This is a genomic window from Parasphingopyxis algicola (assembly GCF_013378075.1).
In the GTDB taxonomy this organism is placed as follows: domain Bacteria; phylum Pseudomonadota; class Alphaproteobacteria; order Sphingomonadales; family Sphingomonadaceae; genus Parasphingopyxis; species Parasphingopyxis algicola.
On the sequence record NZ_CP051131.1, the window covers coordinates 48,301 to 73,139 of the forward strand.

Here is a 24,839-nt window from a genome sequence, read left to right on the forward strand (position 1 = left end):
CCCCTCACCCGAACTCCGCCGCCAGCGCCTCGGGGCTTTCATACCGCCGCTCCTCCTTGCGCGCGATCGCCGGCGTCTCGCCGACATGCCTGTCCTGGGTCACGCAGCGGAGGAGGAAGTCGGCGAGGTCGGCGTGGCGGGTGCGGATGAGGCCGGGGGCGATGCGGTTGTCGGTCACGCGATAGTCGCCCGTATAGGGCAGGTCGAGCAGCCAGCCGGGGCGCGCGGCGGTCCAGTCGATGGCGCGGCGCGCGCGCAGCATGGCCTCCATCTCGGCCATCTGGGCGTAGGTGCGGCTCAATGCGGGCATCGCGCTCAGGCGGAACCAGAGCGGGCCGATATTGCGGGTCTCGACGAAGGTCGCGGAGATGACGGCCAGGCGGCGCACGCCCGTCCGCTCCATCGCGTCGGCGATATGGCCGGTGCCGCGCGTGTAGAGGGGCGGCGGGTGGAGGACGGTCTGCGGCGACAGGCCGAGGCCGATGGCGGAGATCACCGCGTCCGTCCCGTCGACCAGAGCAGCGAGGTCGTCGGTCATGACATCGGCGGTGTGATGGGTGATGCGCTCGCTGTCGGGCGCGTCGGCGGGCCAGCCATGCTCGATCGCGCGCACGGAGAGGCCGCGCTCGCTCGCCAGCCTGGCGGCGGCCGCGCCGGTCGCGCCGCCCGCGCCGAATATCGCGATCGTCCGCCCCGGTCCCGTCATCGTCCTAGCGCAGCAGGCCCAGCACGAAGACCAGGATGATCGTGTAGGCGAGGATGCCGGCGCCGACCATCACGAGGTTGCCGCGCCGGTCCATCGTCGATTTGGCGAAGGTCTTCGCCTGGTTGAGCAGGTCCGGCCAGGTATAGGAGACGAAATCGCCCTGGCTCATCACCGAGACGAGCCGGCCGTCGCCATCGACCACGGGCAGGCGGCGGAAGCGCTCGTTGGACATGATGCGGAGCCAGTCGACGAGACTGTCCGTGTCCGCGGCGCTGCGCACCTCGCGCGTCATGATGTCGGCGAGCGGGGTCCTGGCCGGGTCCTTGGCGGGGGCGACGAGCTTGCGGAAGATATCGCGCTCGGTGACGATGCCTTCGACGCGGCGGTCTTCGTCGACGACGATGATCGATCCGTAATTGGAATCGGACATGCGCTGCACCGCGGGCTGCACCATTTCGTCGGCGCGCGCGGTGAGCGGTTCGGGCTTGCTCCGATATTCGGGGCGGTCCTTGATCATCATGAAAGCATGTCCTCGTAGAGATAGGCGAAGCGGCGGTGCTGCGCGGTGTCGTTGTGCAGGTCGAGCTGGCCGCGGCGGCCGAAGAAGCGGCGCGGGACGCGGGCGAGCTTTTCCTCCTTGCGGAGCATCAGCCGGGCGATCTCCGCGGCCATGGCGCGGGGTCGTGTCGGGCCGGAACGGTCCATGATGGCGATGTCTCCCTGGCGGTGAAAACGATGTTGCGGCGAAGAGGCCGGGCGATCCGATCGTCGGGAGCCAGAGTTTGGGAGGAATGGCTGGACCGACCGGGCGCGGCATCGACCGCCGCAACACCGCCTATATGTCCGAAAGGGGTGCGCGGCGGCCATATGTACCTTCGGACATGCGGGGGGCGGGCGCGCGGGACGGTGTTGCGATGAGGCCGCGCCGGAGCCGACCTTTGCGAGGCCGATGATTGGGCATGGCCGAACAGGCCGGACGGCCGCGTCTCACCGCAACATCGGGAATATTCCCCGGCACGCGCAACCGGGACAGATGTACGTTCGGACAGGGCGTATTTGCGGGCCGAATGCGGCCGGCGTGCGGCTAGAGTCCGGCCTCGACGGCGACGCGGATCATGTCGGCGGAAGTCGGCGCTTCGAGCCGCTCCATCAGCAACGCGCGGTGCATCTTCACCGTCCGCTCGGTGACGCCGAGCTTGTAGGCGATCTGCTTGTTGAGCAGGCCTTCGGCGGCATATTTGAGCACCTGGCGCTGGCGTTCGGACAGGTTTTTCACCGCTTCGACGGCGTTGATCCGCCGCGCGGTGGAGATATTGGTCGCGTCGCCCGGTATCTCGACCTGCGATCCGAGGAAATAGTCGAGCTCATCGGCCTGGTTGTAGATCGGCGCGACGAGCACGGCGTTGCGGAACGGCGTTCCGTCCTTCTTGTAGTTGAGGATCTCGACGAGGACCGAGGTGTGTTCGCGGACGCCGCGGCGGATCTCCTCGGTCAGCCAGGGCTCGGTCTGCGGGCCGGAAAGGAAGCGGCAGTTGCGGCCGATAATCTCTTCGCGGGCATAGCCGGTCAGTTCGATGAACTGCTCGTTCACGGCCACGATCGGATTGTCGGGCAGCCGCGGGTTGCTGATTACCGAGGCGACCGGGCTGTTCTCTATCATCCGCATCAGCGCCGGATCGGGTTCGATGGCCGCTATCTTGTCGGACCCTTTCGCTTGCCTGTTCACGCACTGACCTCCGGCCGCCATTATAGGGCCTGCGAGCGAACGGCTGCAAGCGTCCGGGCCGGTCCGACCTGCACCTATGGCCATATGGTGCGCGGCGATGGAACGGCCCATATCGCGATCATGTTCTGGATCACCGTATTTCTCGCCTTCGCGGCCGCGGCCGGCACCGTTTATTTCCTAGTGCGCGGTATCGTCGCCTTTCTCGCCACCACCGAGGCCGAGCTGACCGGCGACGGGCCGAGCGAAAGCGCGCGGGCGCAGAACCGGGCGATGCAGGGGCGCGTGCTGCTCCAGGCGGTTGCCGTCGGCCTCGCGCTGCTGGCGCTGACCCTGGTCGCTGCCTGACCGCTTCCGATTGCCGCTAAAGTGCGCGCACGAGGTGCGCGGCGACGCCGATCCAGACCGGATCGCTCACCACTTGCTGACGCCCGCCAGCGCCATGCGGCAGCAGCTGCAGCCGATCCCCCTCGCGACCGATCAGCCGCCCGAACAGGAAGCGTCCGGCGGGCCGCGGGACGAGGACGTCGCGATTGAGCGCGCTCGCATAGCTGTCCGGCGCGATCCGTTCGCACCAGATCTCGTCGCCGGCGCGATAATCGCCGATCCCCGTTTCCACTTGGACGGCGACCATGCCGCGGGCGGGGCGCTGTGCGGGCAGGCGGGTCTCGTACCGCGGGGCCTCGACGCCGTCCGAACCGAGGATCGCCGCCACCGGGAGATCGCCCTGTTCGGGCAGTTTGACGAGATCGCTGGCCTCCACACCCAATGCCTTGGCGATCCGGTTGAGCCAGTCGACGGACACGGTCCGGACGCCGGTTTCCAGCCGTCCGATCGTCTGGGCGGTCGTCGGCGGATCGCAGCGCTCGGCGACCTGCTGCAGGGTCAGGCGCTTCGCCTTGCGGATTTCGCGGATAGCGGTGATCATCGTGCAGGGTTCCTTTTATTTGTCAGAAACTTCCTGGCGGAAGTTTGCCGCACCGCCCTCCGATGACATCCAACGACGCTTCGCGCCGCCGGAGCCTTTGTAATCTCCGCCCGCTCCCCCTCCCGGTCTCTCATTCGATGGTACCCTGTTGGGAGGCCGGGAGGGGGAGCGGGCCGGTGCGGCGATTTCCCGCGAGGTCGAGTCTGACGAAGAATACCTAGCAGACGGTCTGACATATAGATTTCTCGAACTAACCAAATCGGTTTTTCTCTGTCCTACACTATCGCCGGAATGGCAAGGTGTTTTCGCGATTCGGCTCAACGATCGAGGAGATACTGCATGCCCAAAACTGTCCGCCAGACCGATACGGGACCCCGGATGCTGGCCGAACGGCCGTTGCCGCGGGACGGCACAGCCCGGGTCGACGCGGAGCGGCCCGGTACCCCGGTGCGCAAGGGCCGGCTGGCGCGCTCGGTCACGGTCAACCTCGCTGAATCGCCGCTCTCCTGGCTGCGGGCGCGCGGCCATGTTTCAGCCCGGCAATATGACGCGGGCGAGGCGCTGCGCCGCGATTACGAACTCTCGCAATTGGCGCCGCGGGTGACGATGCAATGGGATGCGCCGCCCACCGGCAAGACGGCGCGCGGCGCGCCCGAAGGTCTCAGCCCCGGCGAGGCGCAGATCGCCGCGAAACGGCGGTTCGACAGCGCCGTGGACGCGCTTGGGCCGGGGCTCGAGGATATCGCCTGGCGCGTGCTGTGTGCAGGCGAGGGGCTCAAAAGCGCCGAGGGCGAGCTGGGCTGGCCGGCGCGCTCCGGCAAGCTGGTGCTCGGCCTCGCGCTCGACCGGCTGGCCGACCATTACCGGTTGCCGGGTTGATCCTGGGCCACGGGGCTCGGGAAAAGCCGATCGACGTTGTGGGCGCCGGTCAGGCGATCCCGTTGGCGGAGAAGATATCCTTCAACCTGGCCGCGGCTTCCTTGCGCATCATCGGATGGGCGCTGACGAACCGCTCGGTCGTGAAACCCGGATGGACGATTTCTATCCGCTCGGCGATCGTCCTGGACACGTCCTCATGCCCGGCGAGGTAGTTGGCGCAGAGCGCGCCTACCATCGCCACGATGTCGGTATGGGGAAGCTCCATAACCTTGCGGCCCCATTTCGCCGCCTCGTCAAAATTGCCGAGACTAGCATTGGAGGTCGCCAGCGCCGCATAAGTGGTGTGGCGGAGCGGATCGCGCGGGCTCAAGGACAGCGCGATCTGCGCATGTTTGACGGACATGTCGATCGGTCCCGTCATCGATCGTTTGGCGGCGATCTGGCTATGGCCCCAGGCATAGTTCGGGCAGATATCCACCGTCCGGTCGAGCCAGAGCAGCGATTCATCCTGGGTTTGTTCGAACGATGTCGAACGCGCCATGGCGAGATTGGCGGCGGGATCGAACGGATCGCAGTCGATGGCGCGTTTCGCCGTGTCGATCATCCTTTCGCGCATTCCGTCGGAATTCCGGAACAGGTGCTGGATATTGAGCCACCAATAGACCTGCGACAGGCCGGCATGGGCGCGCGCGAATTTGGGATCGATCGCGATCGCGTGCTCGAAAAACCGCTCCGCCGCCTTTTGCCTCTGATTGTCGCGCATGAAAATATGGGACATGCCGACATGATAGGCCTGCCACGCCGTGAGCTGGTCGGGCACGATGAGCCGGGCGCGTTGGGCTTCATTATGGGGGATGCGCAGTTCCACCTCGGACATGACCGCCGAAACGATGTCCGCGCGTATCTCGTGGATCGCGGCGATCTTGCCTTCGAACCGCTCGGCCCAGACCACGCCTTCGCTGCGCGTGTCGGCCAGTTCGGCGGTGACGAAGAGCTTTTCGCCGTCGACCTCGATCGTCCCCGACAGGCAATAGTCGACCGAAAGCGCGCGGCGGACCGTGGCAAGGCTGGTGGTGGCCGAGGGAAACTGGAAACTGGACCCCCTGGCGATGACGTGGAGCAGGCGGAGCCGCGACAGCGCGGTGATGATTTCGTCCGGCAGGGCCTCGGAAAGCGCACTCCACGGATTGTCCTCGCCCAGTCGCCTGAACGGGAGGACTGCGATCGACGGGCGCTTGCCGATGCTGCCGGGCTCGCTTTCGGCGCGCATCGGCTCGCCAAGCGCCAACCGCGCCGGCTCTTTGCGGCTGACGTCGGCCAGCAGCCGGAATCCCTTGCCGTACACGGTGCCGATCACGCGAAACGGCTGCTCGGTATCCCCGAGCGCTTTCCTGATCGCCTTGATCTGGCTCGATAGCGCGGAATCGGAAACGATACGCCCGTCCCACACCTCGTCGAAAATGTCCTGTTTGGTCAGCAGCCGTCCTTCGGACGACACCAGCAGCTGCAACAGTTGCATGGCGCGCGGTTGCAGCCGGACCACATCGCCGCCGCGACGCAGTTCAAACCGTTCGCCGTCAAGGACAAATTCGGCAAAATGATATGACATGTGCAGCCCGTTATTGTGCCGATTTTCTACATGGAGCGTCCGCCTTTTGTCCACGGCGTGTTTCACAAGCGAGGTCGAAGCCCTGGCGCCTGCTGGACTGCGGGAAATTGGCCGCAAGGTTCGGGGTGCGGCGGTATACCGCCGGGTTTAGGCCGGCCGGCAAGTGCAAGGAGCGAACATGGAAAATCATCCGGTGGATATCGACGGCGCGGCCGTTGCGGCCCAGTTCGGGGAACGGGGCTTCGCGACCGTCCCGGACCTGTTGGCGCCCGAGCAGTGCGACGCGATGATCGCGCTGTATCGCGAGGAGGCGCGGTTCCGGAAACGCATTGTCATGGCACGGCATGGCTATGGCAGCGGCGAGTATCAATATTTCGCCTATCCGCTGCCGCCCGAGATCGCCGCGCTCCGGTCCGAGCTCTATGCCGTTCTGGCGCCGCTCGCCAATCGCTGGCAGGCGGAGCTGGGTATCGACCATCGCTTCCCCGCCGACCATGCGGACTATCTCGATATCTGCCATCGGGCCGGACAGGAGCGGCCGACGCCGTTGCTGCTCAAATACGGGCCGGGCGATTTCAACCGGCTCCACCAGGATGTCTATGGCGAGCATCTGTTTCCGGTGCAGGTCATCCTGCTGCTGTCCGAGCCCGGCGCCGATTTCACCGGCGGCGAACTGATCGTCACCGAACAGCGGGCCCGGATGCAGGCGCGCGCCGAGATCGTGCCGCTCGGGCGCGGCGATGCGGCGGTGATCGCGGTGCGCGAGCGGCCGGGGCCGGGCGCGCGCGGGCCGGTGCGGATGACGATGCGGCACGGCGTCAGCCGGGTCCGGTCGGGCGAACGCTACACGCTCGGCACCATCTTCCACGACGCTGCCTGATACCGGCCGTCGCTCTGCGGAGTTGTCAGCCGTCGCCAAGCCGGGCTAGAATCCGCGATCGAGAGAGAGGGGGCTCGATCATGGACAATCCACCACCGCCACAGGCGCGCCCGGTCGAAACGGCCGACAGCAACGGCATGGCGCTTGCCGCGATGATCATCGGGCTGGTCGCCGTGCTGCTGGCGCTGATCCCGATCATCGGTTTCATCTCCTGGATCCTGGCGCCGCTGGCGATCGTCTTCGGCCTGATCGGCAAGAACAGGCCGGCGGGGGCGGGCTTCGCCTGGACCGGCATCATCAGCGGCGTCGTCGCGCTGCTGATCTGCGTCGCCTGGCTGCTCGCCTGGTGGGGGCTCGTCAATCTGGGCGAGGAGATCGGCCGCGATTACGAGGAGCAGATCCGGGCCGAGCAGAATGTCCGCGGTTCGTCCAAATAGACGGGCGAATAGATCGACGATCCCGTCTGGCGCACATGTTCGTCGCCTGGGCGTGCAATCTTGGGCGTGCAATAGCGCCAGCGCGGTGCGTTTTTATACGTTGCAATAAGCAACTGACCTGATAGCAGGGCGGTTCCCCAACCGTCCGTTCAGGAGTTTTTCGCATGATCATCTATGGTGCCTCGCTGTCCCCGTTCGTCCGCAAGGCGGTCGCTTTCGCCCGGGAAAAAGGGATCGAAGTCGATCACCGGACGGTGATGCCCGGCGCCGAGGATGAAGAATTCCGCGAATGCTCGCCATTCGGCAAGATTCCCGGAATGCGCGACGGCGATTATTGCCTCGGCGATTCCACCGCGATCGCGACCTATATCGATGCCAAGCATCCCGATCCCGCGCTCATCCCCGCCGATCCCGAAGCACGCGGCAAGGTGATGTGGTTCGACGAGTTCGCCGATACGATCTTCGTGGCCGTCGGCGGGACGATCTTTTTCAACCGCTTCGCCGCGCCGCTGTTCGGGCAGGAGGGCGACGAGGCCGCCGCGGTCACGGCCGAAACCGAAACCCTGCCGCCGGTACTCGCCTATATCGAGAAAATGCTCGCCGACGGCCGGGAGTGGCTGGTCGGGGACGGTTTGACCCTGGCCGATATCTCGGTTTCCTCGCCGTTCAAGAATCTCGATTACGGGCGGGCCAATATCGACTGGGACGCGTACCCCAAAACCCGCGCCTATAAGGACCGCATTCTCGGCCGCGACAGTTTTGCCGAGCTGCTCGCCATGGATGCGGCGATGGTGGGCAGCTAGGGTCAGGACCTAGAGCGCCTGCAATTCTTCCTCGAGATGATCCATCAGGCGCCGGACCCGCAGGGTCTGGCGGTGCATCGGCGGCCGGGCGGCGTTGACGGTCAGCGACGCGGCGCGCCAGCCGGGCAGGATCTGCGCAAGCCGGCCGCTCTCCAGATCGGCCGCGACGAACCAGCGCGGCATCACCGCATAGCCGACGCCCTGGCGCGCCGCCTGGCGGACGGCGAAGATATTGTTGCTGGCGAAGCGCATCTGCGCCTTGAGCGTTGCGCGCCGGCCTTTCGGTCCCGTGAGCGGAATCCGGCTGCCTTCGAACGGCGATAGCGCCGCGCAGGGCAGGGGCGCGATATCGCCGGGACCGCGCGCGGAACGCCCCTCGGCGAAGGCGGGCGTGCAGACGAGGATCCGTTCGACGCGGGCCAAGGGTTTGACGATCAACCGGTCGTCCGGAACCGGGCCCACCTTGATCCAGATATCGGCGCCGATATCGGCCATACGAATATCATGGTCTTCGAGCAGCCACTCGATCCACACGTCCGGATACCGCTCCTGAAAGCGCAAGACGGCATCGGCGAGCCGGTCCTGGCCCAGCGCCACCGGGGCGACGATACGGACCGGACCGCGCATCGTGTCGCGCTCGTCCGCGAACCGCTCGGTCAGCGCCTCCCAGTCTCCGAGAAGCCGCCGCGCCTCGTCGAGACAGTCGCGGCCGGCAGAAGTCAGGCTCAGCTCATGCGTCGTCCGCGCGATCAGCAGCACGCCGAGCGCGTCTTCCAGCGCGGCGAGGCGCCGGCTCGCCGATGCCTGCGACAGGCCCATGTCCCGCGCTGCGGCGCTGATCGATCCCCGCTCGGCGATGCGGGCGAAGGTCGAAAGCAACGTCAGCCGGTCGATCTGCTTTGTCATACGTTTTCCGTATAACAATTAGGCAGTCCATACGTCTACAGAAATGAGGAGATCGGTGCGATCTGAAGCGTGAACGACGAAACAGGAGATTCAACCATGACACCGTCAACGCCATCCATCGCCCGCACCTTCCGCATCGGCGGCGACCGCGCCGTCAACCGCCTCGGCTTCGGCGCGATGCGCCTGACCGGCCGGCCGGGCAATTTCGGACCGTTCGAGGATTGGGACGCGGGCATCCGTCTGCTCCGGCGCGCCGCCGATCTCGGCATCGAATTCTTCGACAGCGCCCGGGCCTATGGTCCGCAGCACGCCGACCGGATCGTCGGCGAGGCGCTGGAAGGGCGCGACGCCTTTCTCGCCACCAAGGGCGGCATCGACAAGTTCGCGCCCGACCGGATGAAGCGCGACGGCTCGCGCGACACGCTGCAACGGGAGATCGACGATGCGCTTGCCAATCTGCGGCGCGACCGGATCGATCTTTTCCAGCTCCACTGGGTGGATCCCGAAACGCCGCTCGAACGATCGGTCGAGGCGCTGGCCGAAGCGCAAGCCGATGGCCGCGTCCGCCATATCGGTCTCTCCAATGTCAGCCGCGAGGAGCTGGACCGGGCGCTGGCCATCGCGCCGATCGCGAGCGTCCAGAACCGGTTCAACATGGACGAGACCGAACAGGGCGCGCTGGTCGACTATACGGCCGGAAAGGGCATCGCCTTCATTCCCTATGGTCCGCTCGGCGCCCATCCGATGAAGCAGGGCGCGGCGCTGTCGCCGCGCGCCGCGCTCGCCTGGCTGCTCGAACGCTCGCCCAACACCGTCGTGATCCCCGGCACGACATCCATCGCGCATCTGGAGGAGAATGCGGGGGTCTGGAACGAACTGGCGTAGGAAGCGGACAGGGGCGGGCGGCGCCGCCTCATCTCGACGCTGTAACAGATCGTTCCTACATTGACCGGCATGACCGACTCAGCCCGCGCCGCCGCCCCTGCCGCCACCCTCGATATCGAAGCCGGAAGCGCGCAGGATCCCTATAACCGCGAACATCAGATTTTCCCGAAATTGTCCGACGAACAGCTCGAGCGCGCGGCGGGCTACGGGACCGAGGAAAGCCCCGAAGCCGGCGCCTATCTGTTCGAGCGCGGTGAGCGGGGCGTCGATTTCTTCATCTGCCTCGAAGGCGCGATCGAGATCATCGAAACCAGCGAAGAGGGCGAGGAGGTCGTCACCGTCCATGGCCCTAACCAGTTCACCGGCGAACTCGACCTGTTCAACGACCGCAAGATCCTGGTCGACGGGCGAGTGCGCGAAGGGACGCGCATATTGCGGATCAAGCGGGCCGACTTTCCGCTCTTTTCCAGCACCGAGACCGATATCGGCGAGACGATCATGCGCGCCTTCATCCTGCGCCGGACCGCCTTTCTGGTGCATGATCAGGCGGGCGCGATCCTGGCGGGGCCGGCCAATGACGGCGATACGCTGCGCATCACCCGCTTCCTCCGGCGCAACGGCTATCCGTTGCGGGTCGTCGATACCGACGATCCGGAACAGGCCGAGCCTTTCTTCGCCGACCACCCGACGGCGCGCGACAAGGTTCCGGTGCTCATCCATGCGGGCAATGATTGTCTCGCCAATCCGAGCAACCATCAGGTCGCCAACGCGCTGGGGCTGACCGAGGAACTCGATCCGGAGCATGTCTATGACGTCGCGGTCGTGGGCGCGGGGCCAGCGGGCCTCGCATCGGCGACCTATGCCGCGTCCGAGGGCCTCGACACCGTCGTGATCGAACAGGAGGCGCCGGGCGGGCAGGCGGGCACCAGCTCGAAAATCGAAAATTATCTCGGCTTTCCGACTGGCATTTCGGGCCAGGCGCTGGCGGGCCGGGCCTGGATACAGGCGCAGAAATTCGGCGCGCGCTTCGCCATCTCCCGCGCCATCGTCGATCTCGACTGCGACGAACGGCCTTACAAGCTGCAGCTGGAATGCGGCCAGCGGATCGTTGCGCGGTCGGTCATCATCGCCTCGGGCGCCCGCTATCAACAGCTCAGCCTCGACAATTACGAACGCTATGAGGGGCAGGGCATCCACTACGCGGCGACGGCTATCGAATCCCGGCTCTGCCAGGGTCGCGAGGTGATCGTGGTCGGCGGCGGCAATTCGGCGGGCCAGGCTGCGGTCTTCCTTTCGCGCCATGCGAGCCATGTCCATGTGCTCGTGCGCAGCAAGACCCTGGCGGCGAGCATGTCCGACTATCTGGTGCGGCGGATCGATTCCTCGTCCCGGATTACGCTCCACACCCAAACCGAGATCAGCGAGCTGCACGGCGATCCGACGCTCGAACAGGTGACCTGGCACGACAAGGCGATCGGCAAGGACGAAACGCGGGATATCGCCAATATCTTCGTGATGATCGGCGCGGCGCCGAACAGCGATTGGCTCGACGGCTGTCTCGAACTCGACGAAAAGGGTTTCGTGAAAACCGGCGAAGACTGCGCCGGCAATGTGACGAGCTCGCCCTATGCGACGAGCCGGCCCGGCATCTACGCGGTCGGCGATGTCCGCTCGGGCTCGGTCAAGCGCGTCGCGTCGGGCGTCGGCGAGGGTTCGGTCGTCGTCCAGACCGTGCACGGATATCTGGCCGGGATCGACGACTAGGAGGACGCATATGGGAACCATGGTCATCGTCGCCTACCGGCCGAAAAGCGGTCAGGCCGACGCACTCGAAACGCTGGTCCGCGATCATGTTCCCCGGCTGCGGGCACTCGACCTTGTCACCGACCGCGCCGCCCAGGCGATGCGGGCGAGGGACGGCACGATCGTCGAAATTTTCGAATGGAAGGACGGCGCCATCGACGCCGCGCACGAGCATCCGGACGTCCAGGCGATGTGGGCTGAGTTCGCCGAGGCGTGCGACTATGCGCCGCTCGAAACGCTGGACGAAGCGAGCCGGATGTTCGCCGAGTTCGAACCGCTGGACCTGTGATCGCGCCGATTCCGGCTTAAGCGTCAATTGCGTCCCGATACCGCCGGCTGCACGGGACGGTCTCTCCGCCCGCCAGCGTCAGCACCAGATCGCCGCTGCCCGAGGGCGCCGATGTTTCGATCGCATCGCGGTTGACCAGATAAGACCGATGGACGCGCGCGACCGACAGTCCGGCATCGTGCAACAGCGCCTCCAGTCCGGCAAGCGTGGCGCGGGCGAAATGCGTGGCGTTGCCGGCATGGACCTCGACATAATTGCCGGCGGACTGGGCATAGCGGAAGCTGTCGGCGGCGAAGCGCATCGTCCGCCCGCCGCATTTGAGCGCGATCAGCCGCGTTTCGCGCGCGTCGCGCCGGGCGGCCGCCAGTTCGCGGCGCTGCTCCGCGAAGGTCCGCAACAGAAACAGCACCAGCACGATAAACGCGTAGGACAGGATGTCCTTGCGCAGCTCGTAGACGAAGTCGCGCGGGAGATTGTCGGTGAAGATATAAGGCCGGTCGAAAAACAGGAAGAAGACCAGCTTGCGCAGCCACACCATCAGCGCGATGTGTACGGTCGAGAAGAGCAGCGCGGCGCCGGCATGGCCGGCGAGCCACAGGGGAAGGGGCGTGTCGGCAAAGCGGAAGCGGTTGGCGAATGCCATCACCAGCGGCGCGAGCGCGACGATGACGAGCACGCTCGTGGGATCGTAGATCCAGATCGCGACCGGATGATAGGGCTGTCCGGCGCGCTCGAATTCGGTTTGCGCCGAAAGCACGTCGATGATCGTGAACAGGATGCCCGATAGCGCAACGAGCGCCATCGTTTGCCACATCAGCCGCCGTTCGAACCGCCGTTCTGCTTGCGCGTCCTGCTCCGTCATCCCGGCGATGTAACCCAGACCGCGCCGTCCGGCCAATGCCGCTTGTCCCCATTCGTTGCCGCTCACCCCCGCCGCCGGGCCGTTCGTCATCGGTTGCCGCCGGAAGGCCCGGAAAACTGGGCTTTCCGGTGATGGTACCGCAGGATCGCAAGCGACCATTGCGAAGGAGCACCGATATGCCGCCGCTTTCCGAACCGATTGCCGACAGCCGCCGCTACGATCTGGACTGGCTGCGCTTCATCGCCTTCGCGCTGCTGATTTTCTACCATATCGGCATGTTCTACGTGTCCTGGGGATGGCACGTGAAAAGCGTCTATGCCTCGCCCGCGGCCGAGCCGCTGATGAGCCTGCTCAACCCGTGGCGGCTCTCGCTGCTCTTCTTCATTTCGGGTGTCGCGGTGCGTTTCGCGGCGGACAAGATGGCGGCCGGCGCGTTCGCGGCGAGTCGGCTCAAGCGGCTGGGCCTGCCGATCCTGTTCGGGATAACGGTGATTGTCGTCCCGCAGCCCTATTTCGAACTCGTGCAGGCCGGAGAGTTCGAGGGCGGCTATCCCGCTTTCTATCGCGACTATCTGAATCCGGTTCAGCTTTTCCCGATGATCACGCCGACCTGGAACCATCTCTGGTATGTCGTGTACCTGCTCGTCTATGTGCTCATCCTCGCGCCGTTCATGAAGCCGCTGTCGCGCTTCGCCGCGGGGACCGGTGGCGAGAGCTTCGGCAAGGCGCTGGGCCATCCGGCATCGCTGCTGTTCGTCGTGATCCTGCCCTTCATCGCCTATGCGCTCATTTTCGGCGACCGCTTTCCGGAGACGCACGATCTGCTCAACGACTGGCACAACCATGCCAACCGGTTCACGATTTTCCTGATCGGCTATTTTGCCGCGAAGAATGCGCGTTTCTGGAACGCGGTGGATCGCGCCCGCTGGCCCGCCGCCGGTTTCGTCCTGGCCATCGGTGCGGTGATTATCGTCTACACCGCCATTCCCGGTTTTCGCGAGTCATATCCGCTCGGCCTGCTCGCTGGCACCGCGCTGATGACGCTTTATGCCTGGTCGATGATCGTTCTGCTGATGGGGCTCGCCCAGCGCCTGCTCAACCGCAAGTCCCGGCTGCTCGCCTATCTCACCGAGGCGATCTTTCCTTATTACATCCTGCACCAGACGATCATCGTGATCGCGGGTTTCTATCTGACGCAGCTGGCGCTCGGGGCCTGGCCGGAATTTGCGCTGGTTATGCTGGCGACGGTCGGGGGATGCGTATTGCTCCACGAGTTCGTCATCCGGCGGATCGGCTGGCTCCGGCCGCTGTTCGGGCTCAGGCCGCGGGCGCGTCGCAACGGCGGAGGGCTTTCGCCGGCGGCGGCTCAAGCGTAGCCGCGTACCTTGCGTGGCTCGCCGAGCGCGCAATCGAGCGTCGCCCGGTCCCAGTTCCCGGCATCGGCCGCTGCGTCATAGGTCTTTTGCAGGAAATCGAGCAGCAGCGCCTCGGGGTCGGCGGCGGCCCGCACGGCGGCATAGGGCAGGACATATTCGCCAAGGTCCGTGTTGTAGCTGGCGCCTTCGGGCAGGCCTTTCGCCGCGCGAAAGCCGTCGGGCTCGGGATAGGCATAGGAATAGAAGATCGGATCGGGCGCGTCGGCATTGCCGGGCCAGAAGCCGGCGCTCGAAACCTCGTGCGAATAGGCCTCGCGCGCGACGCTGTCGGGGAGCGCCGGTACGCCGCCCGGATGCTCGGGCGCGTCGCGGCCCGAAAAGCGCGTCACGGCGAGGTCGAAACTGCCCCAGAAGAAATGGACCGGGCTGGTCTTGCCGAGAAAGCCGGTGGCGAAATGCTTGAAGACCGAATCGATGCGCAGCAACGCCTGCCACAGCCGGCGGGCGGCGTCCGGGTCGTAGGTCCGCCGGGCGTCGTCCGCGGCGAAGGGCGTCGGATCGGGGATCTCGTTGGGGACGCCATGGATATCGGTCGCAACGCCGTGCCTGGCGAGCATCGCGTTGAAATCGGCGAAAAAGCCGGCGATCGTTCCCGATTCCAGCGCCAGCGCATCGGTCGCGCCGTCGATCGCCCGGAATGTCAGCTGCGACCCGATAAAATCGAACTCGAGATCGAAGCTCCCGTCCGGGTGATCGACCGGTGAGCTGCCGAGCCCGCGCGCGGTCAGATAGAGCGGCACGTGCCAGCTATGATTGCTCCACGGAGTGAGTGCGACACGGACCTTGCCGACGATCTGCGTCATCAGATGGAGCATCGCGAACGTCTCGCCGTCATTTTCGATGGCGAGTTCCGGCCAGTTTCGGTTTTCGTCCATAGCCCGTTCCCTTCGCTGATGCGTCGCGCCAATCTAACCCGAAGCGGGGCGCGCGAATAGCGAAAACGGTTTCAGAACAGATATCTGACCGCGATGAAGCCGCCGACGCCGACGATGCCCACGACCGTCGTCAACAAACCGAAATGCCGATCGATGATCCGCTTCATCGGTTCGCCGAACTTCCACAGCAGCGCGGCGACGAGGAAGAATCGGGCGGCGCGGGCGATGACCGCGGCGATGATCAGGATGTAAAGCGGCATGGCCGTCGCGCCAGCCGCGATCGTGATCACCTTGAAGGGCAGTGGGGTGAAGCCCGCCAGCAGCACGATGATCCAGCCCTGCTCGTTGAACGCGGCGGCGAAATCCTCGAATTCTTCGCCGAGCCCGTAAAAGTCGAGGATCGCTTCGCCGACCGTCTCGAACAGGAAATAGCCGATCGCATAGCCGAGCAGCGCGCCCAGCACCGAGGTGACCGTGCAGACAAAGGCGAAGCGGAACGCGCGTTCGGGCTTCGCCAGGCACATCGGGATCAGCATGATATCGGGCGGGATCGGGAAGAAGCTCGATTCCACAAAGGACACTCCGCCGAGCCAGCGTTCGGCATGGCGGTGTCCGGCTTTTTCCAGCGTCCATTCGTAAAGGCGTTTCAGCATTGCCGGGCCTTATAGGGCGCAGATCGAAAAGGGAATCGCCTTTGTGCGGCGAAGCGTGAGCGGCCCGCATGTCCGGACAGCGGCGGTTTGCAAAAAATCATAATATTTCGGTCATCCGCCCGTCATCGAACCACCATCGAAGCGCAATCCAAGTCGCCTAGGCGCGGGGCACACAAAAAGGTGAGCCCATGACCGATTCTCTGATTGCCCGGCGTTCCGTCCGTCTCTTCTCCGCATTGACCCTGACGACGGCGCTGGCCTCGCCGGCTTTCGCCGGGATCTTGATCGGCGAGGTTACCGACAGTGGCGAGACGCGCGCCTTTGCCGGCAGCACGATCACCATCGAGGAACTGGGCCGGACGGTCGAAGCGGGGCCGGGCGGCTTTTACCGATTCGGGGATGTTCCCGCCGGCACCTATACGATCACCGCGCGCTATGTCGGCGCCGTTCCCGCGTCGCAGACCGTTGTCGTGCCGGAGACCGGCGATGTGCGCGCCGATTTCCGTCTCGGCACGGGCGCGACCAACGATGTCTCGATCCTCGTGATCGGTCAGGCGGCGAACCTCGCATCCGCGCTTTCGCGCCAGCGCGCCGCGGACGGCATCGAAAATGTGCTGACCCGCGATGCGATCGGCCAGTTTCCGGACCAAAATGCTGCGGAATCGCTGCGACGGGTGCCGGGTCTGTCCGTGCAGGACGATCAGGGCGAGGGCCGGTTCGTCGTCGTCCGCGGCCTCGCGCCAAACCTCAACTCCGTATCGATCAACGGCGCGCGCGTGCCGTCGCCCGAGGCCGGCGGCCGCGAAGTGCCGCTCGACGTCATTCCGTCGGGGTTGATCGAATCGATCGAGGTTCGCAAGACCCTGACCCCGGATATGGATGCCGATGCGATCGGCGGGTCGATCGAGATCAATTCGACGAGCCCGTTCGACCGGCGGCAGAGCCAGGTCGTCGCGACGCTCGAGGGCAACTACAATGATCTTGTCGATGCGTGGAACCCGAAGGGCTCGGTCGACTTTACCTGGCTAGCGACCGATACGTTCGGCATTTCCGGCGGCTTCTCCTATTACAATCGCGAACTCGGCAGCGACAATATCGAGGCCGAGGACTGGGGCCGGGAGGATGGCGTTGCCTTTCCCGAAGAAATCCAGTTCCGCAACTACGATATCGAGCGCGAGCGGATTGCCGGCAGCCTCGCATTCGAATACCGGCCCGACGCCGGTATCTCGCTCTATGCGCGAGGGTTGGCGAGCCGCTTTTCGGACCAGGAGTTCCGGTCGCGCACGATATTGGGTTTCGATGGGCCTCCGGTCGGGGGCGATGGCACGAGCGCGATTTTCTCCGCCGACGCCGATCCGATTACGGTCGAGCGGGAACTCAAGGACCGGCTGGAAACGCAATATATCTATTCGGCGGTGTTCGGCGGCGATTTCGAGTTCGACGCCTGGACCATCAACGCCCAGGCTTCTTACAGCTATTCGCGCGAAACCGAGCCGGATCGCATCGATTCCCTGTTCGAGCGGGAGTTCGAGGCCGGCGACGATATTTTCGTGACCTTGACCGATCTCGATACGCGGACGCCCGAATTTTTTTCAACCAATGGCGCTTTGTTCCGCGACCCGTCCGAATATGAACTGGCCGCGGTCGAGTTCGCAGACGGCCGCTCGACGGACAGCGAATGGGCCTTCCAGTTCGATGTGGCCCGCCAATTCTTCGTCGGCGAGGGATCGGTCACGTTCCAGACCGGCGGCAAGGTGCGGTTGCGCGACAAGGATTTCACCTTCGATTTCGATCTGTTCGAAGGCTTCGCCAATGGCGACGATTTCCCGACGCTGGACGGCTTCGCGACTACGGGCATTTACCCGCTCGCCAATATCTCGCCCTTCGTCGATCGCTCGATCAGCGATTTCGTCACCGGCAATATCGGCGCATTCGAGCGCGAAAACGCCGATAGCGATTTCGACAGTGCCGGCGCGTTTTACGACGTGTCCGAGGATATCTATGCGGCCTACGGGCTTGCGCGGGTGGAGGTCGGCAATTTGCGGGCGATCGCGGGCCTGCGCGTCGAACGCACCGACAATGTGCTCCGCGGCAATATCGTCGAACTGGTCGAGGAAGGCGGCACGGTGAATGGCGCAGTGCTCGACGAGGACACGGTGTTCGTTACGCCGACCGAGATCGACCGCAACTATACCCGCTGGCTGCCAAGCGTGAATCTGCGCTGGGAACCGGCCGACAATGTCGTGGTTCGCGGCGCGATCTATCGCGCGCTGTCCCGGCCGAATATCGAACAGATCGCGCCGCGCTTCCTCGTTGAGGAGAGCGAAGGCGGCGAGCGGGAGGGCGAGTTCGGCAACCCGGCCCTGCGCCCGCTCGACGCCTGGAACTACGATCTCGGGATTGCCTGGTATTTCAGCGGCAACGCCGTGATCCAGGGCAATGTCTTCTACAAGGAGATCGACGATTTCATCGCGACGACAGTGATCGACGATCAGATTGTCAACGGCGTCTTCATCGACGAGGGGACGATCCCGATCAACGGCGAGAGCGCGACCGTGACCGGCATCGAGCTCAACCTGCAGGCGGCGCTCGATTTCCTGCCGTCGCCGTTCGACGGCCTCCTCGTCGCCGCCAACTATACCTATACCGACAGCGAGGCGGAGATTTTCGGGCGCACCGTGCCGCTGCCCGCGACGTCGGAAAACATCTGGAATGCGACGCTCGGCTACGAAAAATACGGCCTCTCGTTGCGGGCCACCTTGTCCTATCGCGACGATTTCCTCGACGAGGTCACCGATGACGGCGACGGCGATATCTGGAACCAGTCGCGGCTGCTGTTCGATGTATCGGCGCGTTACCGCATCACCGACAATTTCCAGGTCTTCGCCAATTTCGTGAACCTGACCGACGAGCCCTATGGCTTCTTCACCACGGGGACGGCGGCCGGCGGCAACCGCCTGATCCAGTATGAGGAGTATAGCTGGACGGCGACCGCGGGCCTGCGCGTGACATTTCCGTAGGAAGAGGCAGGGGTAGATGACGATGAAAATCGGGATGGCGGCTATCGGCATGGCCGCGATGGCGGCACTGCTGACCGGCTGCGAAACTGTTCCGCAGCCCGACCCGGCGCGCGGCGCGCCGGTAACGGCGAGCGCGCAGACCATGCCGGTCGCCAGCACCGAGGACGCGGCCGACGATCCGGCGATCTGGGTCAACACAGCGGACCCGGCGGCCAGCCTGATCGTCGGTACGGACAAGCGGGCCGGGCTCCATGTCTATGACCTGAGCGGGGCGGAACGCAGCTTCCTGCGGACGGGCCGCGTCAACAATGTCGCACTGCTCGACGGCGTGCGGCTTGCCGGCGAGGAGGCGGTTCTCGTCGCGGCCAGCGATCGCGCGGATCCGCTGACCGCGCATATCGCGCTGTTCCGGCTTGACGGCACTACCGGGGCGCTTGCGCCGATCGGCCGCGTCGAAGCCGGGCCGGGGGAAGGCTATGGCTTTTGCATGGCGCGGGATCCGGGCGGCATCGTCCACACCTTCCTGAACACCAAGGAAGGGACGATCTATCACCAGAGGTTGGACGTGGACGGCGAAGTGACGGTCCTCGGCACGCGCACGCTGACCGTGCCGAGCCAGCCCGAAGGCTGTGTGGTCGATGAGCGCACCGGCCTGCTTTATGTCGGCGAAGAAGCCGCGGGCATCTGGCGCTTCGATCTCGAGACCGGCGCGGGCGAGCTTGTCGTGCGCGTCGCGCCGGACCAGCTTGTCGCCGATGTCGAGGGACTGGCGCTCGCGCCGTCGGGCGAGAATGGCGGCTATCTCGTCGCCTCGAGCCAGGGCGACCATGCCTATGCCGTATACCGGTTGCCGGACATGGGATATGTCGGGCGCTTCTACATCGCCGATGGCGATGTCATCGACGGGGTTACGGAAACCGACGGCATAGAGTTGAGTCTGGCAGACTTCGGCCCCGCATTCCCGAACGGTCTGCTTGTCGTGCAGGACGGCCACACGCTCTCGCGCCGCCAGAATTTCAAGCTGGTGGATTGGGGGCGGGTGGTCGACGCGCTGCGGCTGGACTAGTTCGTCAGAATTTCCCTCGCGGAAAATCGCCGCACCGGCCCGCACCCCCTCCCGGCCTCCCATTGAGTGTACCCTGTGGGAGGCCGGGAGGGGGTGCGGGCCGGTGCGGCGCCTGAGCGTTAGCGAAGGTCTGACAATCAATGCCCGGCCGCGCCGCTCACTTCGTCCTGCAACTCCTTCGGCGTTTCGCGGCCATGGTCGGTGCCCGCGGTGCGTTCGCCCCGGGCCAGCGCGAAGATCACGCCGGAGAGCGCCATCAGCGCGACGATGTTCGGCAGCGCCATCGCCGCGTTCGAGATGTCGCCGAGCCGCCAGACCAGTTCGAGCGGAACGAAGGAGCCGATGAAGATCACCAGGCACCAGAGGACCCGCCAGACCAGGTGCAGCCGGAGTTCGCCCTGGCGCGTGGCGCCGGGAAGCTGGTCGTAGAGATAGGTGATCGCCCGCTCGCCATAATAGGACCAGGTCAGCAGCGTCGTGAACACGAACAGCAGCAGCGCCACCGAGGCGATCAGCGTGCCGATCGGGATGGTGCCGACTTGGAGCGGGAACGCCGCCGCATAGGCACCCGATGTCATCGCGAAGCCCTGGAGATCGGACTGCCAGGCATGTTCGACCGCGATCTGTTGCCCCTCGACCGTGGCGGTGAAATCGCCGCCGACCGTCAGCATGACGAGCGCCGTCATCGTGCAGATGACGATCGTGTCGATAAACGTGCCCATCATCGCGAAGCGGCCCTGGGCCGCCGGGTCGTTGGTCTGCGCCACGGCGTGGGCGATGGCCGTCGAGCCCTGGCCCGCCTCGTTCGAGAACAGCCCGCGTGCGACACCGGCGCGGATCGCCATGATGATCGCCGCGCCGAGGAAACCGCCCGACGCCGACTGGACGTTGAACGCGCCGTCGAAGATACGGCCGAAGGTTTCGGGCAGGTAATTGGCGTTCAGGATGAGCGCGATGATCGCCATCACGATATAGAGCCCGGCCATGAACGGGACGATGGTTTCGGCGACCTTGCCGATCCACTTGATCCCGCCGATGATGACGATGAACACGGCGATCGCCGCGATCAGCCCGCCCACCCATTCGTCGATCCCGGTCAGTTCGTTGACGCTGTCGCCGAAGCTGTTGGCCTGGATCGAATTGCCGGTGACGAGGGCGGAAAACAGCGTGCCGAGACAAAAGAAGATCGCCAGCCATTTCCATTTCGGCCCGAGGCCATAGGTGATGTAGCTCATCGGCCCGCCGCGATAGACGCCGTCTTCGGTGCGTTCGCGGAAACGGACGGCGAGCGAACCCTCGCCGAAGGCGAGCGCCATGCCGAACAGCGCGGTAATCCACATCCAGAAGATCGCGCCCGGGCCGCCCAGAGTGATCGCGGTGGCGACGCCGACAAGGTTGCCGGTGCCGACCTGGCCCGACAGCGCGGTGGAGAGCGCCGCGAAGGGCGAGATCTCGCCCTCGCCCTTCCTGTCGGGTTTCTTGAAGATGCCGACCAGCGAAGAACCAAGCTTGCGCAGCGGATAGCCCTTGAGGCCGGCCATCATATAGAGGCCCGCGCCGAGCAGGATCACGACCATTGGCGGCACGAGCAGCACTTCCTCGCCGTTCCAGGTGCCGCCCCAGATGAAATCGCTGATATTGGTGACGCGGTTGACCGCCGCCTCCATTGCCGAAACCGGTGCGTCCGCCGCCATCAACTTACTCCCCAGCACTCTGTTCTCGTTGGCGCCGTGGTTTAGCGGAACTGCGCGGCATGTAAATGTGGCGATGCACAGATACGGCAAAGCCCTTACCGACACGGTCCGCTCCCGCATGATATCAAGGCGCGCGCATGATCATCATCGCGAGGAGGGGATAATGTATGATCTCTATCGGAGTGCGGTTGCCATAGCCGCTATCGCCGGGGCGGCAATGTTGCCCGTATCGGCCGGCCAAGCCCAGTCGACGACCTGGTTCGTCCATTCCAATTGCAATGTGAGCCCCTGCGTAATGGGCGTCGCGGACCAGAGCTATGCGACGTCCGGCAACGCGCGCTGGAACGAGGGCTGGCGGCGCATGTCGCAAGGTTATCCGGATGGCGCCCAGGCTTGGCGCACAGCCTGCCGCTGGCATTATGGCCGGCCGGGCTATACCGCGCCGGATATCACGTCCGGCACGTTCAGCTGCGCCAGCGTGTGTGCGAACGGCACCTGCCAATAGGCGACAAGGCCGCTGGCCCGACTGCTGGCGTGGCGAGTATTTTGCAGGCTTGGCGGCGGCAGACAGCCCCAATGCGATCCCAATAATCGGGTGAAAATCGGACGGCGGGTGCCCGCCGATATTCCGTTCGCTTGACTCTGCCTTGAAATGTAATAATGTAATTACATGATTACTGATTCGGATATGGACGCGATCTTCCATGCGCTGGCGCATGAAGCGCGGCGGCGCATTCTCGATCTGCTGCGTGACAAGCCGGGGCAGGGGGTCGGGGAGCTGGCCCAGGGTTTCGATGTCAGCCGGATCGCGATCATGAATCACCTGGCCGTGCTCGAAAAGGCAGGGCTGGTGATCAGCGAGAAGGACGGGCGGGTGCGGCGGCTCTATCTGAACGCCGCGCCGATCCAGATGATCCATGACCGCTGGACCGACGAATACAGCGCCTTCTGGGCCGGGCGCGTGACCGGATTGAAATATGCCGCGGAAGCTGCGGCGCAGAAAGCGAAAACAGGAAAGGATGCGACATGACGAGCACGACGGGAGACACGCCGCTACCGCAATCGGCGACCGCCGAACGCGCCTATTACAAGGTGGTGATCGAGGCGCCGATCGAGACGGTGTGGAACACCTTGGTAAAGACCGATGAGGTGCTGCCCTTCTTCTTCGGGGCAGTCTGCCGGACGCCGAACGGCCTTGCGCCGGGCGAGCCGATGGCGATGCAGAGCAAGGACGGCAAATATACGAGCGTCGTCGGCACGGTGCTCGAATTCGATCCGCCGCACCGCTACGCGCACACGATGATGTTCACCAACATGGACGATCCGCCGAGCACGGTGATCTACGAGCTGAAAGAGGTAGACGGCGGCACCGAGTTCACCTTGATCACCGAAAATGTGCCGGCCGGTACCAAATCCGAAAAGTCGATGGCGCAGGGCGGTCCCTTCATCACCGGCAATCTCAAGGCGCTGGTCGAAACCGGCAGGCCGCTGATGAGCGGGCGGATGGTGACGATGCTCGGCCCGGTCATGGGGCTGTTCACGCCCAGGGTCTGCCGCAGCGAAAACTGGTCGTTCGACCGGATCCGGGGGCTGTAGCTTGTCAGAATTTCCCTCGCGGGAAATCGCCGCACCGGCCCGCACCCCCTCCCGGCCTCCCACAGTGTACACTCAATGGGAGGCCGGGAGGGGGTGCGGGCCGGTGCGGCGCTCGACCGAAAGGTCGAGTCTGACCAAAAAAATTCAGAAAAGTGCAAACGACGAACGGTTTTTTCGATAGCGATTGGGAGACTGAAAAATGGCGACACCCGAAGAGCAAGTGGCATCGATGATCGCGAATATGCCGGAAAAGACCGGCAAGCCGCTCGAGGACTGGCTGGCGATCGTCGCGGACCGCGGCGCGGAGAAGCATGGCGAAATCGTGAAGCTGCTCAAGGGCGAGCATGAGATGGGCCACGGGTTCGCCAATCTCGTCGCGCACAAGGCGAAACGGATCTGGTCGCGGCCCAATATGCCGGAGCGAAGGACGCACTGCGGCCGATCTACGATGCGATCGCCGCCTTTGTCGCGACGCTCGGGGCGGATGCCGAACTCGCGCCGAAGAAAAGCTATGTCAGCCTCAGGCGATCCAAGCAGTTCGGCCTTGTCCAGCCGAGCACGAAGACGCGGCTGGACCTGGGTCTCAATCTCAAGGGCGTCGAACCGGTGGGCCGGCTGGAGCTGTCGGGCAGTTTCAACGCGATGGTCAGCCACCGGATGCGGCTTGAGTCCGTCGACGATGTCGATGACGAGGTGCGCGACTGGCTGCGTGCGGCCTATGAGCGAGCCTGAACGCCGAGGCCCTCGTCCGGGCGCCGGTAAATCCCGGACGTTCTGGCGTTAAGTATATTTGGCAGCGATTTTTCAACGGGCTCGTGCGACGAAGAATGGATGATCACCAATTCTCCGCCACGGGCCGAGAAAACCGGTCCATATCCCTATCGGCCGCCGCGTACGCCGATTGTCGCCTATGTCGATCTCTTCGCCGGCGGTATGCATCTCGGCGCGATCCAGATGCGCAATCTTTCCGCCAGAGGGCTGGGCGCGAGCGGCTTCGCGTTTCATCAACGCAAGAGTCTTGAGGTCAGGCTGTCCGGTATCGGGCAGATCCGGGCTCGGCTGGCCTGGCATATGGGCCCCCATTTCGGCCTCGAATTCCAGGATGAGATTTGCGTCGAAGCGTTCGATCTGGGCGGCCCGAGTTCGGTTTTCGAGCCGCTCGCGCATGGCGAACCCGGCGCGGGATGGGCCCACTGCACCGATCATGGCTACCCGCCGGTTGCGGGCGAGGGGTGCTTCGTACGGCCCAACGGCAAGGTGGTCGACAGCTAACCCGGCGGCGATCGGACGATACCCGGCACCCGATTGGAACTGCACCGAGAAGCTGATAATCTGCGGCGGGAGGACAAGCCCATGAAGCCGCACGACATCGCATCCCGTCCCGTCCATCTCGGCCTTGGTGCGACGGCGGAGATCGAACCCGAATTCACCGGCGAAATGGAGTGGTATGCGGGGTATCTGGCGCGCCACGAGGCCGATGGCGCGGAAGCGCGGCTCGTCGCCATGCACCATTTTACCACTTCCTGGGACATGTGGGAACGGCATCCGAATGGCAGCGAAGTCGTCATCTGCACTGCGGGCACGCTGATATTGCATCAGGAGATGCCGGACGGAACGGAAAATACCGTTACCCTGAACGCCGGGCAATATGCGATTAACGCACCGGGCGTATGGCATACGGCCGATGTCAATGGCGAAGCGACGGCGCTGTTTATCACGGCCGGGCTCGGCACCGAACATCGCGCGCGTTATTGCGATTGACTCGCAACAAGGCTTCGCTACAGACGCT

General features: G+C 64.8%; 28 protein-coding genes and 1 pseudogene. 18 read left to right on the forward strand and 11 right to left on the reverse strand.

Going from position 1 to position 24,839, the window contains the following annotated elements; genetic code table 11:
• Positions 1 to 4: 4 nt before the first annotated feature.
• The 4 genes from HFP57_RS00265 to HFP57_RS00280 all read right to left on the reverse strand — a co-directional run bounded on the left by HFP57_RS00265 (position 5) and on the right by HFP57_RS00280 (position 2,366).
• The gene (locus tag HFP57_RS00265) at positions 5 to 706 is read right to left on the reverse strand and encodes an NAD(P)-dependent oxidoreductase (protein ID WP_176867890.1); all 702 of its coding nucleotides are present in this window, start codon (positions 704 to 706) and stop codon (positions 5 to 7) included.
• A 4-nt stretch (positions 707 to 710) separates the two neighbouring features.
• On the reverse strand, positions 711 to 1,226 hold the full coding sequence (locus HFP57_RS00270; protein WP_176867891.1) for a CBS domain-containing protein: 516 nt from the start codon (positions 1,224 to 1,226) through the stop codon (positions 711 to 713).
• Positions 1,223 to 1,411: a hypothetical protein gene (locus HFP57_RS00275; protein ID WP_176867892.1), complete on the reverse strand. Its 189-nt coding sequence runs from the start codon at positions 1,409 to 1,411 to the stop codon at positions 1,223 to 1,225. Before HFP57_RS00275 ends, HFP57_RS00270 begins: the two co-directional genes overlap by 4 nt.
• A gap of 379 nt (positions 1,412 to 1,790) precedes the next feature.
• Positions 1,791 to 2,366 carry a LuxR C-terminal-related transcriptional regulator gene (locus HFP57_RS00280; protein WP_176871069.1) on the reverse strand — a complete coding sequence of 192 codons (576 nt, stop codon included), beginning with the start codon at positions 2,364 to 2,366 and terminating at the stop codon, positions 1,791 to 1,793.
• A 54-nt stretch (positions 2,367 to 2,420) separates the two neighbouring features.
• Here HFP57_RS00280 and HFP57_RS17925 point away from each other — a divergent pair, with 54 nt between their 5' ends.
• Positions 2,421 to 2,777: an HIG1 domain-containing protein gene (locus tag HFP57_RS17925; protein ID WP_246263231.1), complete on the forward strand. Its 357-nt coding sequence runs from the start codon at positions 2,421 to 2,423 to the stop codon at positions 2,775 to 2,777.
• A gap of 16 nt (positions 2,778 to 2,793) precedes the next feature.
• On the opposite strand, the gene HFP57_RS00290 is transcribed toward HFP57_RS17925, so the two are convergent.
• Positions 2,794 to 3,357: a helix-turn-helix domain-containing protein gene (locus HFP57_RS00290; RefSeq protein ID WP_176867893.1), complete on the reverse strand. Its 564-nt coding sequence runs from the start codon at positions 3,355 to 3,357 to the stop codon at positions 2,794 to 2,796.
• A 339-nt stretch (positions 3,358 to 3,696) separates the two neighbouring features.
• Here HFP57_RS00290 and HFP57_RS00295 point away from each other — a divergent pair, with 339 nt between their 5' ends.
• Positions 3,697 to 4,236: a DUF6456 domain-containing protein gene (locus HFP57_RS00295; protein WP_246263232.1), complete on the forward strand. Its 540-nt coding sequence runs from the start codon at positions 3,697 to 3,699 to the stop codon at positions 4,234 to 4,236.
• Between the two features lie 49 nt (positions 4,237 to 4,285).
• On the opposite strand, the gene HFP57_RS00300 is transcribed toward HFP57_RS00295, so the two are convergent.
• Positions 4,286 to 5,845, reverse strand: coding sequence for a winged helix-turn-helix domain-containing tetratricopeptide repeat protein (locus HFP57_RS00300; RefSeq protein ID WP_176867894.1), 1,560 nt, complete (start codon positions 5,843 to 5,845; stop codon positions 4,286 to 4,288).
• Positions 5,846 to 6,023: 178 nt separating this feature from the next.
• Between HFP57_RS00300 and HFP57_RS00305 the strand changes: the two genes are divergently transcribed.
• From HFP57_RS00305 to HFP57_RS00315, 3 genes are all read left to right on the forward strand, one after another.
• On the forward strand, positions 6,024 to 6,725 hold the full coding sequence (locus tag HFP57_RS00305; RefSeq protein ID WP_176867895.1) for a 2OG-Fe(II) oxygenase: 702 nt from the start codon (positions 6,024 to 6,026) through the stop codon (positions 6,723 to 6,725).
• Positions 6,726 to 6,805: 80 nt separating this feature from the next.
• The gene (locus HFP57_RS00310; protein WP_176867896.1) at positions 6,806 to 7,162 is read left to right on the forward strand and encodes a hypothetical protein; all 357 of its coding nucleotides are present in this window, start codon (positions 6,806 to 6,808) and stop codon (positions 7,160 to 7,162) included.
• A 164-nt stretch (positions 7,163 to 7,326) separates the two neighbouring features.
• Complete coding sequence (locus tag HFP57_RS00315; RefSeq protein ID WP_176867897.1) at positions 7,327 to 7,965, forward strand: glutathione S-transferase family protein; 639 nt, start codon at positions 7,327 to 7,329, stop codon at positions 7,963 to 7,965.
• Positions 7,966 to 7,974: 9 nt separating this feature from the next.
• Here HFP57_RS00315 and HFP57_RS00320 read toward each other — a convergent pair whose 3' ends face one another.
• Positions 7,975 to 8,871: a LysR family transcriptional regulator gene (locus HFP57_RS00320; RefSeq protein ID WP_176867898.1), complete on the reverse strand. Its 897-nt coding sequence runs from the start codon at positions 8,869 to 8,871 to the stop codon at positions 7,975 to 7,977.
• A 96-nt stretch (positions 8,872 to 8,967) separates the two neighbouring features.
• On the opposite strand from HFP57_RS00320, the gene HFP57_RS00325 reads away from it, so the two are divergent.
• The 3 genes from HFP57_RS00325 (at position 8,968) to HFP57_RS00335 (ending at position 11,848) form a co-directional block, all read left to right on the forward strand.
• Entirely contained in the window at positions 8,968 to 9,756 is a 789-nt protein-coding gene (locus HFP57_RS00325; RefSeq protein ID WP_176867899.1) for an aldo/keto reductase, read from the forward strand.
• Between the two features lie 69 nt (positions 9,757 to 9,825).
• Positions 9,826 to 11,520, forward strand: coding sequence for an FAD-dependent oxidoreductase (locus tag HFP57_RS00330; RefSeq protein ID WP_176867900.1), 1,695 nt, complete (start codon positions 9,826 to 9,828; stop codon positions 11,518 to 11,520).
• A 10-nt stretch (positions 11,521 to 11,530) separates the two neighbouring features.
• The gene (locus tag HFP57_RS00335) at positions 11,531 to 11,848 is read left to right on the forward strand and encodes a hypothetical protein (protein WP_176867901.1); all 318 of its coding nucleotides are present in this window, start codon (positions 11,531 to 11,533) and stop codon (positions 11,846 to 11,848) included.
• 16 nt (positions 11,849 to 11,864) lie between these two features.
• On the opposite strand, the gene HFP57_RS00340 is transcribed toward HFP57_RS00335, so the two are convergent.
• Positions 11,865 to 12,800: a LytTR family DNA-binding domain-containing protein gene (locus tag HFP57_RS00340; protein WP_176867902.1), complete on the reverse strand. Its 936-nt coding sequence runs from the start codon at positions 12,798 to 12,800 to the stop codon at positions 11,865 to 11,867.
• Positions 12,801 to 12,886: 86 nt separating this feature from the next.
• Between HFP57_RS00340 and HFP57_RS00345 the strand changes: the two genes are divergently transcribed.
• Positions 12,887 to 14,086 carry an acyltransferase family protein gene (locus tag HFP57_RS00345; RefSeq protein WP_176867903.1) on the forward strand — a complete coding sequence of 400 codons (1,200 nt, stop codon included), beginning with the start codon at positions 12,887 to 12,889 and terminating at the stop codon, positions 14,084 to 14,086.
• Here the strand turns inward: HFP57_RS00345 and HFP57_RS00350 are convergent.
• Both HFP57_RS00350 and HFP57_RS00355 read right to left on the reverse strand, forming a co-directional pair.
• A complete protein-coding gene (locus tag HFP57_RS00350; protein WP_176867904.1) occupies positions 14,077 to 15,021 on the reverse strand; it encodes a DUF5996 family protein in 945 nt (314 codons plus the stop codon). The genes HFP57_RS00345 and HFP57_RS00350 overlap by 10 nt on opposite strands.
• Before the next feature lie 71 nt (positions 15,022 to 15,092).
• Entirely contained in the window at positions 15,093 to 15,674 is a 582-nt protein-coding gene (locus HFP57_RS00355) for a YqaA family protein (protein ID WP_176867905.1), read from the reverse strand.
• A gap of 188 nt (positions 15,675 to 15,862) precedes the next feature.
• Here HFP57_RS00355 and HFP57_RS00360 point away from each other — a divergent pair, with 188 nt between their 5' ends.
• On the forward strand, positions 15,863 to 18,694 hold the full coding sequence (locus tag HFP57_RS00360) for a TonB-dependent receptor (RefSeq protein WP_176867906.1): 2,832 nt from the start codon (positions 15,863 to 15,865) through the stop codon (positions 18,692 to 18,694).
• A gap of 16 nt (positions 18,695 to 18,710) precedes the next feature.
• Positions 18,711 to 19,760, forward strand: coding sequence for a phytase (locus HFP57_RS00365; RefSeq protein ID WP_246263233.1), 1,050 nt, complete (start codon positions 18,711 to 18,713; stop codon positions 19,758 to 19,760).
• Positions 19,761 to 19,897: 137 nt separating this feature from the next.
• Here HFP57_RS00365 and HFP57_RS00370 read toward each other — a convergent pair whose 3' ends face one another.
• The gene (locus tag HFP57_RS00370; protein WP_176867907.1) at positions 19,898 to 21,454 is read right to left on the reverse strand and encodes an alanine/glycine:cation symporter family protein; all 1,557 of its coding nucleotides are present in this window, start codon (positions 21,452 to 21,454) and stop codon (positions 19,898 to 19,900) included.
• Between the two features lie 163 nt (positions 21,455 to 21,617).
• On the opposite strand from HFP57_RS00370, the gene HFP57_RS00375 reads away from it, so the two are divergent.
• The 7 genes and pseudogenes from HFP57_RS00375 to HFP57_RS00400 all read left to right on the forward strand — a co-directional run bounded on the left by HFP57_RS00375 (position 21,618) and on the right by HFP57_RS00400 (position 24,811).
• Positions 21,618 to 21,959 (forward strand): hypothetical protein, encoded by a 342-nt coding sequence (locus tag HFP57_RS00375; RefSeq protein WP_176867908.1) that lies wholly within the window; start codon positions 21,618 to 21,620, stop codon positions 21,957 to 21,959.
• 165 nt (positions 21,960 to 22,124) lie between these two features.
• Complete coding sequence (locus HFP57_RS00380; protein ID WP_176867909.1) at positions 22,125 to 22,484, forward strand: ArsR/SmtB family transcription factor; 360 nt, start codon at positions 22,125 to 22,127, stop codon at positions 22,482 to 22,484.
• Complete coding sequence (locus HFP57_RS00385; protein WP_176867910.1) at positions 22,481 to 23,050, forward strand: SRPBCC domain-containing protein; 570 nt, start codon at positions 22,481 to 22,483, stop codon at positions 23,048 to 23,050. Before HFP57_RS00380 ends, HFP57_RS00385 begins: the two co-directional genes overlap by 4 nt.
• A 241-nt stretch (positions 23,051 to 23,291) precedes the next feature.
• A pseudogene (locus HFP57_RS18225) lies at positions 23,292 to 23,381 on the forward strand (DUF4287 domain-containing protein); the annotation flags it as partial.
• Positions 23,382 to 23,503: 122 nt separating this feature from the next.
• Positions 23,504 to 23,782: a DUF5655 domain-containing protein gene (locus tag HFP57_RS17930; protein ID WP_246263692.1), complete on the forward strand. Its 279-nt coding sequence runs from the start codon at positions 23,504 to 23,506 to the stop codon at positions 23,780 to 23,782.
• Between the two features lie 99 nt (positions 23,783 to 23,881).
• Positions 23,882 to 24,322, forward strand: a complete 441-nt coding sequence (locus HFP57_RS00395) for a hypothetical protein (protein ID WP_176867911.1) — start codon at positions 23,882 to 23,884, stop codon at positions 24,320 to 24,322.
• Between the two features lie 81 nt (positions 24,323 to 24,403).
• Positions 24,404 to 24,811, forward strand: coding sequence for a cupin domain-containing protein (locus HFP57_RS00400; protein ID WP_176867912.1), 408 nt, complete (start codon positions 24,404 to 24,406; stop codon positions 24,809 to 24,811).
• Positions 24,812 to 24,839 lie beyond the last annotated feature (28 nt).